This window comes from Providencia sp. PROV032 (genome assembly GCF_028484875.1).
GTDB lineage: Bacteria > Pseudomonadota > Gammaproteobacteria > Enterobacterales > Enterobacteriaceae > Providencia > Providencia rettgeri_E.
The window spans coordinates 13,071-26,232 of sequence record NZ_JAMPSX010000011.1; the positions used below are offsets into that span (position 1 = coordinate 13,071).

Below are 13,162 nucleotides of genomic sequence, written 5' to 3' on the forward strand. Positions count from 1 at the left end.
TTGCCTCGCTACTTTTGTGGATAACGACTTTCGAGCTGTTCAACCTGCTCTTGCGTTAATGTTGTAAAGCCATGTGGGCGTAATGTGATATATAAGCGAGCTGTATCTTCTAATTCTTCTGCATTGAAGAAAGCTTGTCTTAATGTTTTACCACCCACGACCGGGCCATGATTCGATAGCAATACCGCATTATGTGTCGGTGCTAATTTTGCAATTTCCTCACCAATTCGGTCATCCCCCGGTGGCAAGTATTCAATCAATGGCAGTTTCCCCACTCGCATCACATAATATGGCGTGATTGGCGGTAAACAATTTTTTGTATCTAACCCTGGCAAGCAAGACAACGCAGTTAGCCAAGGTGAATGAAGATGAACAACCGCTTGGCAATCAGGACGTTGTAAATACATCGCCATATGCATAGAAACTTCTTTTGTCGGTTTATCTCCTCCAATCCAATTGCCTTGCGCATCGAGCTTACTCAGTTTGTTAGGCTCTAAATCACCAAAACTGGAGTTGGTCGGTGTCACGATAATCGAACCATCAGGTAACCGAGCACTAATGTTCCCTGCACCACCGCTACTGTAGCCGCGGTTAAACATTGATTTAGCCCAATCGACTAACTCTTGGCGCAGCGCCTTTTCATCACTCATTAAACATCTCCTGTGCAAACTGGAAGAAATTTTCTTGGCCGAAATTACCTGATTTCAGCGCTAACCAGTTACCGCTTGCTAAGTCCTGTACCCATGGCACACCAGGGGCGATTGGTGAACCAATACTTAATTGTTCTGTTCCAAGGCTTTGAACCACTTTTCCAGAGGTTTCGCCGCCAGCAATAATAAAGGTGTCATACCCTTGCGCTTTCAACAGCACGACAACTTCACCAAATACCTTCTCGACCGCGGAACTTGATTCCGCTGCGCCATATTTTTCTTGTGTCTGTTTCAATAACTCAGGTGATTGAGTGGCATAAAGCATTGGTGCTAAACCAGTTAGTTGCTGTGCTTGCACCCAATCTGCCAATGTTTTGGCATACTCTGGGTTATTTAAACACTCCCCCACATCCAACATTTTTGCAGGGGCAACTTGCTGATAAGCCTGCACTTGTTTGTTCGTCATTACCGAGCAACTGCCTGATAAAACAACTGTCTTCCTGTTTTTACCTGTTGGTTTTTCACCTCGTTGCGTTGTGCCCCCCCATGGACATTGGCTATCCACATTGGCCAGTGCAGCACCGAGGCCGGAACCCCCAGTTAACAATGGCATCGCTTTAACCGCTTGTGCGATAGGAAGCAAATCATCCATCGTCAAGCCATCAACGACCGCGTAACTCACACCTTGTTGAGCTAATTCGGCAAGTTTTTGGCTAACAACGTCACTGCCTTTTTGAATATCATCAAGTCTGACTAAACCTGCTTTGCCTTTTGATTGCTTTTCCATCACACGCAATAAGTTTGCATCTGTCATTGGCGTGACAGGATGGTGCTGCATGCCACTTTCATTAAGTAGCTGGCCATTCACAAATAAATGCCCATGAATAACGGTTCTGCCGTTAATCGGTAACGCAGGACAAACTAATGCTAAATCTGTTCCTAGTTGCGCCATTAATGCATCTGTAACGGGACCAATATTGCCTTTTTCGGTGGAGTCAAACGTCGAGCAATATTTAAAGAAAATTTGCTGACAATTCGCTTTTTGTTTCAGCCAATTGCACGCATTAGTCGATGCACTGACAGCTTCATCCACAGGACAAGAGCGACTTTTTAAACTAATGACTATGGCATCAACATCTTGTGGTACCGGTGTGTTTTCATCGGGTTCATTCAATAACTGGACAACCTTCCAACCGTTTTGCACCATAAAGCCTGCGATATCAGTCGCACCGGTAAAATCATCCGCTATTACGCCTAACTTCACTGTCATGCTTTTTTCTCCGGTAAAGTAATACCTTTAAATGTTTTGATCACCGCGCTGTCATCCTGTAAACCAAAGCCCTCATTGCTCGCTGAAATAAACATTTGATGGGCGGTTGACGCGAGTGGGAGCGGGAAATTTAATGCTTTCCCTGTTTCCATCACTAGCCCTAAATCTTTGACAAAAATATCGACTGATGATTTTGGCGTATAATCACCGTCTAAGACATGTTGCATACGGTTTTCAAACATCCATGAATTTCCAGCTGCATGGGTAACAATGTCGTACATCACGTCAAGGTCAATACCCGCCTTGGCGGCTAAAGCCATACTTTCTGCGGCAACAGCTATATGCACCCCAGCTAATAACTGGTGAATCGTTTTGACGGTTGAACCTAAGCCGACTTCATCCCCTACGCGATATAAGCGCTCAGAAATAGCATCAAATACGGCTGAAAGTCGCTCAAATAGAGCTGGTTCACCTGAAGCCATTACAGTCAATTTACCTTCAGCCGCTTTAATTGAACCACCTGAAATAGGCGCATCCACAAGAGGCAATTGGTATGAAGCAAGGCGTTGAGCGATATTTTTGGTTTGTTCAGCGGAAAGTGTGCTATGCAGTACAATAATGGTACCGGGGCTTAATTGCTCAACCAGAGGCTGTTCACCCGAAAATAAAATCGCTTCAACTTGACGACCATTGACGACCACTAGCAATAAAGCATCAATCTCATGGGCGAATTCCGCTGCATTTTGCCCCACCGCGACGGCTCCACCACGCAGTAGGCTTTCGCAAGCGTCTTGGTTTAAATCAAATCCATAGGTCGGGATCGTCTTTTTTATAAGAGATTGTGCGATCCCCATCCCCATAGAACCTAGGCCAATCACGCCAACTTTATTAACGAAATTTCCCATAATGACCCCTGATGTTGTTAATCTTCGTGACTGTTGTGAATTCTCACATAATAAAATTCACAAACACATGACTAACATCACATTTGAGATAATATAAAAAACAAACAATTAAAATATAACCAATTGAATTAAAACAAAATAAAAGCAAAGACACCTGAAACAAGCTTTCACAGAATAATGTGATAAAAAATGTGATGCGCGTTATGTTTATTCACGTTTAATTCACAAATGGAAAACCTTTTTTCTCTACTGAGCTATATTCAATGCATCATTTCTATTGACCTAAAACTCAAATTGCTGAAAATAGCCGACTACAATTTTATGAATAATGCTCCATACTATGGATGAGAGCATGAATTGGCTGATTGCCTAGGAGATAACATGGGGTTATTTGAGCAAATGATGGGTATGGTTGCAGGCGATAAAATGCAGCAATTTCAATCAGTAATAAACTGGGTTGAGGAGCAAGGTGGCCTTCAAGGTGTTATCGAAAAATTTAACGAACAAGGCTTAGGTGGTGTTATTGCATCGTGGATCAGTGAAGGGAATAATTTACCTATCGATGCTAGCCAATTAATGCAAGTTTTTGGAAATGCGAATATCCAGGAATTAGCTCAACAGGTTGGCTTAGAGCCTCAAGCAACCTCAGAAATGATTGCTAAATATCTTCCTCAGTTAGTTGATAGCGCCACACCCAATGGCGAAGTCCCAGAAAACCTCGATTTGGCTTCTATCGGTATGAACTTACTGAAATCTAAATTATTTGGTTAATATTTCACTTGATAAGCCCAAGCTTTGGGCTTATCAATCACACAATTTACCAATAATTATTTATTGCGCCGTTTGTTGATTAAAATACGCATCTAAAGGTTCACTAAACCAGCGTCCATTCAGTACTTGAGAGACAATTTCCTGCTTGTCTTTTGCTGTTACGGTATTATCCTGCTCAATTGAATCAATAACATCCTGATATTTATATGGCTTATTACTCATATAAATTATTGATTTTTCTTTATTCTCATCGATAACCAATAATGACTCACCTGCTTGCTCATTTTCCGGTGTCCAACGTTTCCATACCACTTGTCCTTCAAGGGATGGTTCTCCATTAATCAAAAAATTAGCGAGATAACCATTGAATTTTTGCCTTACATCCTTAGTACCGTTTAACGTCACTAATTGCTGAGTAAATGGACTAAACTTAGTTTTATCCCATAGTACTAAAAAAATACCGTGGAAAGTCCCTAACGGAACAAGTTCACTACCCGTAACTAATTCATTGTTCCCTATACCAAACTCAATGCCATAAATTGGCGCATTATAATGTGGGTACATCTTTTGTGCCGATTGATTCACATTAAATAGACTATACAACAGACTCCCGTATTTATTCGCAAAGTTATATTGATTTAAAAGCGTTGTGTTGGAGAACAGAGTATGATTTTTACTTGCACTCGCAAAGCGCTTATCACCCAAAGCAAATAACGAAAACTCACCTTGTCCTGTGACCATGATAATTGGCACTGAATGGTATTTATCTGTTTCAAAGCCATTTTTAGGCAGGACGACCCCATCACGATAAAGGTGTGGGAAATGTGACATACGAATGCCTGCATCACCAAATAAACTCGCAAGATCTGCTGCAGGTAATTGATAGAGATAAGCCTTCAGTTCAGGCGAACGACTTAGAACCCATTCTTTCGCTGAATCTAGCGTAGGCTTTTTATTATCCCTAACAACAAGTTTAGCCAGCCTATCTGCAAAGATCTGTTCTGCTTGCTCCTTATCTGAAGTGGTCATACCCCCGCTAAATACAATCGCTTTATTGAATGATCTATCAAATATTGGAGAAATCAGCATTGCCATAACATTACGCCCCCCCGCAGAAAAACCGGAAATGGTGATGTTATTTGGATTACCACCGAATGCCGCAACATTTTCTTTTACCCAGTCTAATGAGAGCTTAATATCAAGTAAGGCATAGTTTCCTGAATCTTCGACTTTATCACCGGTATTAAGCGCTTGGATCGGGTTAAAACCCAATGCACCGAGGCGATAATTAACCGTGACAATCACGGCATTCAATTCGGTTGCAACGACCTGAGGGTTAAATTCGCTGGAAGCTCCCGTTTGGTTATTTCCACCATGCAAATAAAATAGTACAGGAAGATTTTGCTGGTTATTATCAGGACGATAAACATTAAGATTCAAACAATCTTCGGCCCCTGTAGGCCCAGTTTTACTGATTTGAATGCAATCTGTGGCAGGTTTTGTTGCATCAAAAATGCCTTGCCATTGACTTGCTGGTATCGGTTTTTTCCAACGTAATTCCCCAACTGGAGCCTGTGCATAGGGGATTCCTGTCCACACGACTAGTGTCTGTTGCGTGCTACCTTGAACTTTACCCGCCGTTGTTTCGATAATGTGATTGTCCCCTTGAGCCTGTACACCAAATGAGGCAGCGAAGAAAAGTGCAACTGTACTCGCTGGTATTAATGTTTTTTTTATATATTTTTTTAACATATTAACTCCCTGATAATTTAACAACTTTCAATATTATCCCTGTACATAAACCAACTAAATAAAATATATAGCAGTAATTGTTTAGTTATTAAACTTTATCTTTAACTAATAATGCGGAAAACAAAAAGGGCAGGTTTCTCCGCCCTCTATAACTCGCCAACTTAAATTTTAGTGTTCGTTTCTAAGTTGTTTCGCTGCCTCTACCATGTTGGCTAATGCCTGGCGAGTTTCTGGCCAGCCTCGCGTTTTCAAGCCGCAATCTGGGTTAACCCATAAACGCTCAACCGGAACACGCTTCGCCGCCTTTCTTAATAATGCAACAATCCATTCCACATTCGGTACATTTGGTGAGTGAATATCATAGACGCCGGGCCCAATTTCATTTGGATAATCAAAATGTTCAAATGCGTCCAACAAATCCATATCCGAGCGTGATGTTTCGATAGTGATCACGTCAGCATCCAGCGCCGCAATAGAATCCATGATGTCATTGAACTCGCAATAGCACATATGGGTGTGAATTTGCGTGTCATCATCGGCAACCGCCGCACTGAGTTTGAAGGCATCAACCGCCCATTTGAGGTAAGCCCCCCACTCGTCTCGACGCAATGGCAACCCTTCACGCAGTGCAGGCTCATCGATTTGAATAATGCCGATCCCCGCTTTTTGTAAGTCATCCACTTCATCGCGTAGCGCTAATGCGATTTGCTTGGCGATGGTTTCACGGCTAACGTCTTCACGTGGGAATGACCAGCACAGAATCGTTACTGGGCCTGTTAACATCCCTTTGACCGGTTTCTCCGTTAAAGACTGAGCGTATTTTGCCCACTCCACGGTTATCGCCTCTGGCCGACTAATATCACCAATAATTACAGGGGGTTTTACACAGCGGGAGCCATAACTTTGTACCCAACCATTTTGGGTAAATACATAACCATCAAAGTGCTCACCAAAGTATTCCACCATGTCATTACGTTCAGCTTCGCCATGCACAAGGACATCGATACCTAAAATTTCTTGTTCTTTAATGGCTTGCTTAATGTGCTCACTAATATTGGTGCGATAGTAGGTTTTATCCACATTCCCTTTTTTGAAGTCTAAACGTAGCGTTCTAATTTCACTGGTTTGTGGGAAAGAACCAATCGTGGTGGTCGGCCATAATGGTAAGTTAAAGCGTTGACGTTGGCGCGCTGCCCGCTGTGGATACGGGCTATAACGCTCGGTATCCCCTTCACTAATAGCCGCCAAACGCTGAGCCACTGATGCATTATTCACACGAGTTGATGTTTTACGTGCTCGAATAGGTGCGCTGTATGTCTCTAATTCAGCAATGTGGCTGTCTGTTGGCTGATTGAGTGCTTTAGTTAACAGGGCAAGTTCTTCACATTTTTGGACAGCAAAAGCAAACCAGCTTTTTACTTCCGCATCTAAACGTGTCTCATCATTTAAGTCGATTGGGCTATGCAGCAATGAACATGACGTCCCGACCCATATATCACGATGACCTAAGAGTGGCTTCACCCGTAAAAATTTTTCCCCTAAGTCAGCCTTCCATACATTACGACCATTAATAATTCCCAGTGATAACACCCAATCTGCTGGCAGCACTTGGTGTAGTTTTTCAATATCATCAGCGCCTGCGACCACATCAACATGTAAACCTTGCACTGGCAATTGCTTAATCAAGTCTAAATGGTGGCTCACACCATCAAAATAGGTGGTTAACAACAGCTTTATATGACCTGACAGCGCTTGATATGCGTGCTGATAAGCTTGCTGCCATTGCTCTGGTAAATCTAACACTAATGCGGGCTCATCAATTTGTACCCACTCAAGGCCTTTTTCTGCTAAGCGAGACAAGATCTCCTGATATACAGGTAGTAATTCATTCAGTAATGATAAGCGGTCAAATGGTTCCCCTTTCACTTTACCTAACCAAAGGTAGGTTATAGGGCCAATGATAACGGGTTTTACCTTGTGGCCTAATGCTAACGCCTCATCAACTTCGTCAAACAACTGTGTCCAAGACAGGGAAAATTGTTGCCCCTTTTGAAATTCAGGCACGATGTAGTGGTAGTTCGTATTAAACCACTTCGTCATCTCACCTGCTGGAGCAGGTTTGCCCGTTGGTGCGCGACCGCGAGCAACTCGAAATAAGGTATCTAAATCAATCGAACCATCTTCATTTTGATGGCGTGGCGGCACATTGCCCAATAGCAAACTGGTTGTCAGCACTTGGTCATACCAAGCGAAATCACCAACAGGTAATAGCTCAACACCTGCACTTTTTTGTTGTTGCCAATGGCGCGCACGTAACTGATAACCGGTTTCTAATAGCGCGGCTTGGTCAATCTTGCCTGCCCAATAATCTTCTTGTGCACGTTTTAGCTCTCTTTTTAGACCGACACGAGGAAAACCAAGTGTATGATTTATAACAGACATATTGACCCCTTAAAATATTTAGCCGTCTAGATGTTTACACATCCATAATCAACAGGTACTGTATAAAGCACAAGCGCAAATTATTCATTGTCACCGTGAAGGTTTCTCATGATCGAATTAAAACATCTAAAAACATTGCAAGCGCTCAGCCAATACGGTTCATTAGCGGCAACAGCAACACACTTGCACCAGACGCAGTCAGCTTTATCACACCAATTTAGTGATTTAGAGCATCGGCTAGGTTTCCGGTTATTTATTCGTAAAAGCCAACCTTTACGCTTTACGCCACAAGGGGAAGTTTTATTACAATTGGCACAACAAGTTCTGCCATTAGTGAAAGACGCCATTCGAGTATGTAATGAGCCTGGAGTTTGTGCATTACGCATCGCTATTGAATGCCATAGCTGCATTCAGTGGCTGACCCCTGCACTACAACAATTCAGGCAAACTTGGCCACAAGTTAGTGTGGATTTTAAATCTGGGGTAGCGTTCGACCCACAACCTGAATTGCTCTCAAGGGAATTGGATATTGTGATGACCTCTGACATTTTGCCAGATCAAGGCATCCACTATACGCCAATGTTTGATTATGAAGTGAAGCTGATTGTGGCAAATGACCACCCTCTAGCCAAGAAACCACATATTGAACCCCATGATTTGGCAGATGAAACGTTGCTTATCTACCCAGTACAACGGGATCGCTTCGATGTGTGGCGCCATTTTCTGCAACCTGCGGGTGTGTCACCCAACGTAAAAAATGTCGATAACACATTGATTTTAATACAAATGGTCGCTGCTAGAATGGGGATCGCAGCACTTCCTCACTGGGCGGTTGATTCATTTGAAAAACAAGGATTAGTAAAAACCAAAACTTTGGGTAGCGGTTTATGGAGCCGGCTGTATGCGGCCTGCCGTGAAGGAGAGCAACGCCAGCCAGCTATTGAAGCATTTACTGAGGCGACGACGGATCACGCTGTGGAGTACTTGTCTTATGTGAAGGCCGCGAAAGGATCCAACGCTTATGCACCCAAAGAGAAGCAACTATCAGGCTCGACCCTATGGTAAAACTCAGCCAATCCGGATGTTGTTGCCAGATAACAAAATTAACTAATAACCCCGCTGGGACCATCATGTTATTCATAATAGCAAGGGTTCCAGCATCCACTTTGGTTGCACCATAGTTCCACATAAAGTAACCAATGCCTGAAGCCGCAATGCCCAACCACAATAAGACCCCCCACTGGAGCGTTGTTGTGGGCATCATTGATTTATTACCAAATAGCAGCCATCCAAGCAATGCAACTAGCGTTGCACCAAGGTAAAACCATGAGAAAGCCTGATGTTGAGGGATCGGATGTATCTCCATCAGTCGTTTATACCCCACCTGTCCAATCGCAAAAAAGATATTTGCCAACTGCACAAAAAGTAAACCTAACCAAAAAGATTCACTCAAATGGTCATAACGAATAATTGCTGCGCCAATCACCGCTAATAGTGAGCTAAACAGGTAACCTTTACGCAGCTTCTGCCGCTCTAATAAGTCATAAATTAACGTGACATATAGCGGTGTTAACACTGTAAAAAGCAAAAATTCAGCAACAGTAAGGTATTGATAAGCATGGAATACAAACAGGTACATGATGCCAAGTTGGCAAGCGCCCACTAGCATATAGAGCGAAATCACTTTAGCGCTAAACTGTCGCCAACGTAGGAAAGGTAAAAAAACTAGCGAAGCCAGTGCGACCCGCGCTAATACTGAGAACCAACTATCGACTTGGCCCGCAAGGTATTCGCCGATAAGACTAAACGACGCTGCCCAAAGCAGCGTCGTAATAACAAGTAACCACATATGCTGTATTTCGCCCCAAACTTAAGAATGTTGGCTAGAATACTCGCTTTTTGGTTTTAATGCTCTTTTTCGATCAAGACGGCTTCCAATAAATCCAGATCGACCAATAACGTTTGTAGCGTCTCATTACTGATTTTCTTGGTAGCACGCAAGTGATAAAGCTCACCACGCTCTGCACGTAGTGCCGTTAAACGAAAACGTCGTTCAAGGTCTTCTATCAGCAAATTATGGTCAATTTCATCTTGCCCTGCCGTACGCCGTCTTAAATACCCCGTCACACGGGAAGCGACTTCACTGATATCTTCTGAATCGAGTTTTTCATCAACGTCAGCAGATAAACGTTCCTGCATTTTATTTAAGCTGACAATCGCCACTTCAGCCATGGCAGCTTTTGCCATTCGAATTTCATTGGCATCCGCTTCTTTGTCGCCCACTTTAAAATTACGCAGCAGAAGCGGTAAAGCGACCACACCTGCAAAAATGGAAAATAAGATAACCCCTGCGGCAATAAATACTAACTGGTAACGGGCAGGGAATGGCGAACCATCCGTTAAAAATAACGGAATAGAGAGCACACCTGCTAAGGTGATTGCTCCGCGTACCCCTGCAAAAGAGGCGAGCCAAAGCTCACGTACAGTGTAGTTAGCGAACTGCAGCGGTTTTTTCTTTAAGAATAAACGGCTAAACCTTTTCATCAACCATAGCCAACAGAAACGCAATAGCAGTAGAGCAAAATAGATAATTGCCACCGCGGCAAATAGCATCCACGTTTCTACGCTTGGATCGAGATCCGCTTGGATAACAGACGTTTCCCAAATACCGGGCAATTGAAGCCCTAACATGATGAAGACTAATCCGTTAAAGACAAACTCAAGCATCGACCAAACGCTATCAGCACGTAGCCTCATCGCTAATGGCGCATTACGGATAACCCCAGATTTTGTGATGGTCATACCCGCTGCTACCGCGGCTAAAATGCCTGAAAAACCAATATGTTCTGCAATCATGTATGAGGCAAATGGTAGCAATAACATAAACACAATTTGGGTCGCGGGGTCATCACCGCTCCAACGGCTCATTAAACGTAACGATTTACTGTACAGCCAAGTCACGATAATACCTGCGAGTAGCCCACCGATCGCAACTTTGAAAAATTCAATGGTCACGCCAGAGGCACTAAACACCATGGTTCCCATGGCAATTGCAACTGCAAATTTCAATGCAACTAGGCCAGAGGCATCATTCATCAATGCCTCCCCTTCCAGAACGCTCATCATCCGCTTAGGGATACGCCCTTTTCCAACAATGGAAGATAATGCAACGGCGTCAGTAGGCGATAACACAGCCGCGAGAGCAAACGCAGCAATCAATGGAATACCTGGCATCAACCAATAAATTAAATAGCCGATCCCAATAACCGTAACCAATACGAGAACCAACACTAAAATAAAAATTTCTCGGCCATTTTGAAAGAACTCGCGTGTTGGTGTTTTCCACCCATCAACAAACAACAGAGGTGGGATCAATAGAACCATAAAAAGTTCTGGGTCAAAGGTGACATGTAGGCCAAATTGTGGCCAAGCCAATAGTGCACCAATCGCGATTTGAATGAGAGGAAGAGGAATACGAATAGGAAGAATTTTAGCGGCAACCCCTGAAACAGAGACAGCTAAAATCAAAATAAGAATAGTAAAGAAAATTTCCATGTTGCCCTTACTGAATTAACCTAGCGACTAGAACCTAAAATTTTGCCTGCCGCCGCATAGTAAGAGATAGCACCGTCCAGACCATGATAATTGAGACCAAGCCAGCCACCAGTGGAAATCATACACAGCCACTTGATTAACTGCCTTCTTTCTATTTTATCCCTAGCTATCCATTTTCGGGGAAAAAATTGAGACTTTACGATTAATTAATACAATAAGTTAAAAAGGTGGCAATGCCAGCCACCTTCCTGAAGCAATTCACTTTAGATTGCCAACCCTGAAGCATAAAATACCACTAAAAGTACCGCAATAATGACAGTACCAATATTCAATTTACGCCATTCACCTGCACAAATACGGCCGATAACCAAAGCAGCAAAGCCCAACATGATACCCGTGACAATATTACAAGTCAGAACAATGAACACCGCGCATAATAAGCCAGACATTGAATCCACAAAATCGTCGAAATCTAGCTTAGAGACATTACTGAGCATTAAAAGCCCAACATACATCAATGCAGGAGCCGTTGCATAAGCAGGCACTAAATAAGAGAGTGGCGATAAAAAGAGAATCAATAAGAATAGTACGCCAACCACCACTGCGGTTAAACCGGTACGGCCACCCGCAGCGGTACCTGCCGCAGATTCAATATATACCGCCGCAGGAGATGCGCCAATCGCCCCCGCAAAAATACTGCTCACGGAGTCCGCTGTTAATGCTTTACCACCATCAATAATTTGGCCGTTTTTATCCAATAAATTCGCTTGCCCCGCCACTGCGCGGATAGTGCCTGTGGCATCAAAAACGGCTGTCATCACTAATGCAAGCAAGCTTGGCAATACCATTGGCTGTAATGCACCCATGATATCCATATTAAAAACCAATGAGAGCCCATCATCACCCAATGAAGGCAACTTGAAGAAGCCCTGATATTTCACCGCAGGATCAAAAATTAAACCAATAATTGAAATCGCAATAATAACAAGGAGTACGCCACCCGGAACACGACGTTTTTCTAAACCAAAAATGACCGCTAACCCAATGAGTGACATCAAGACAGGGAAAGACGTAAATTCACCTAGAGCAACAGGCAGGCCGGCATTTGGGTTTTTGATCACTAAACCTACCCCATTCGCTGCGATCAACAGTAAAAATAAACCGATACCAATACCTGTACCATGTGCAATCCCCATTGGCATATTGCGTAAAATCCAACTACGAATACCTGTAACCGAAATAATGGTGAATAAACACCCCATTAAGAATACAGCGCCCAGTGCCACAGGAATGCTAATTTGCTGGCCTAGCACCAGACTGAATGCCGTAAATGCAGTAAGTGAAATTGCACAACCAATTGCCATCGGTAAGTTGGCCCATAACCCCATCAACAAAGAACCAAAACCCGCCACTAAGCAAGTTGCAATAAAGACCGCGGTTGGAGGAAACCCTGCTTGCCCTAACATGCCAGGTACAACGATGACAGAATAAACCATCGCTAAGAATGTGGTTAACCCTGCAATGATTTCACGGCGAACAGAAGAACCGCGCGCTGTTATCTTAAAAAATGAATCCAATTTGCAACTGGATGAAGCCTGTTGGCCTGACATGGTATACCTCTGCTGTTAATGGAAAACGAAAGCTCTCAAATACTGCTAACAACTAACCTATACATTGACGTAAACGATTACGTTTTTCAGAAAAAAACAAACTAACTGGGGAAAAACCCCAATGAAAACAGTTACGCAATCGTTTGGCTTTAAAATTAGAATAAAACATATTGTGAGGGGTGCAATTATCATTCTAAATAGGGGAAA

Annotated in this window: 10 protein-coding genes; 2 read left to right on the top strand and 8 right to left on the bottom strand. The window is 43.2% G+C overall.

Features of this window, described 5'->3' with window-relative positions:
• Window positions 1-8 precede the first annotated feature (8 nt).
• The 3 genes from otnC to ltnD are packed head-to-tail and all read right to left on the bottom strand — an operon-like array spanning window position 9 to window position 2,825.
• The gene (gene otnC, locus PSF42_RS09945; protein ID WP_125892793.1) at window positions 9-650 is read right to left on the bottom strand and encodes a 3-oxo-tetronate 4-phosphate decarboxylase; all 642 of its coding nucleotides are present in this window, start codon (window positions 648-650) and stop codon (window positions 9-11) included.
• A complete protein-coding gene (otnK, locus tag PSF42_RS09950; RefSeq protein WP_125892795.1) occupies window positions 643-1,920 on the bottom strand; it encodes a 3-oxo-tetronate kinase in 1,278 nt (425 codons plus the stop codon). The genes otnC and otnK overlap by 8 nt, the downstream gene beginning before the upstream one ends.
• Window positions 1,917-2,825, bottom strand: coding sequence for an L-threonate dehydrogenase (ltnD, locus tag PSF42_RS09955; protein ID WP_272679937.1), 909 nt, complete (start codon window positions 2,823-2,825; stop codon window positions 1,917-1,919). The genes otnK and ltnD overlap by 4 nt, the downstream gene beginning before the upstream one ends.
• Before the next feature lie 381 nt (window positions 2,826-3,206).
• On the opposite strand from ltnD, the gene PSF42_RS09960 reads away from it, so the two are divergent.
• Window positions 3,207-3,596 (top strand): YidB family protein, encoded by a 390-nt coding sequence (locus tag PSF42_RS09960; RefSeq protein ID WP_004260854.1) that lies wholly within the window; start codon window positions 3,207-3,209, stop codon window positions 3,594-3,596.
• A 60-nt stretch (window positions 3,597-3,656) separates the two neighbouring features.
• Here PSF42_RS09960 and PSF42_RS09965 read toward each other — a convergent pair whose 3' ends face one another.
• Together PSF42_RS09965 and metE are read right to left on the bottom strand one after the other, a co-directional pair.
• On the bottom strand, window positions 3,657-5,348 hold the full coding sequence (locus PSF42_RS09965) for a carboxylesterase family protein (protein ID WP_272679938.1): 1,692 nt from the start codon (window positions 5,346-5,348) through the stop codon (window positions 3,657-3,659).
• A 168-nt stretch (window positions 5,349-5,516) separates the two neighbouring features.
• Entirely contained in the window at window positions 5,517-7,790 is a 2,274-nt protein-coding gene (gene metE / locus PSF42_RS09970) for a 5-methyltetrahydropteroyltriglutamate--homocysteine S-methyltransferase (RefSeq protein WP_272679939.1), read from the bottom strand.
• 108 nt (window positions 7,791-7,898) lie between these two features.
• Here metE and metR point away from each other — a divergent pair, with 108 nt between their 5' ends.
• Window positions 7,899-8,855 (top strand): HTH-type transcriptional regulator MetR, encoded by a 957-nt coding sequence (gene metR / locus PSF42_RS09975; protein ID WP_272679940.1) that lies wholly within the window; start codon window positions 7,899-7,901, stop codon window positions 8,853-8,855.
• Here metR and PSF42_RS09980 read toward each other — a convergent pair.
• The 3 genes from PSF42_RS09980 to PSF42_RS09990 form a co-directional block, all read right to left on the bottom strand.
• Window positions 8,740-9,639, bottom strand: a complete 900-nt coding sequence (locus tag PSF42_RS09980) for a carboxylate/amino acid/amine transporter (protein WP_213913980.1) — start codon at window positions 9,637-9,639, stop codon at window positions 8,740-8,742. The two genes, metR and PSF42_RS09980, sit on opposite strands and share 116 nt — an antisense overlap.
• 56 nt (window positions 9,640-9,695) lie before the next feature.
• A complete protein-coding gene (locus tag PSF42_RS09985) occupies window positions 9,696-11,345 on the bottom strand; it encodes a Na+/H+ antiporter (protein ID WP_125892807.1) in 1,650 nt (549 codons plus the stop codon).
• Between the two features lie 263 nt (window positions 11,346-11,608).
• On the bottom strand, window positions 11,609-12,955 hold the full coding sequence (locus tag PSF42_RS09990; RefSeq protein ID WP_272679941.1) for an NCS2 family permease: 1,347 nt from the start codon (window positions 12,953-12,955) through the stop codon (window positions 11,609-11,611).
• Window positions 12,956-13,162 lie beyond the last annotated feature (207 nt).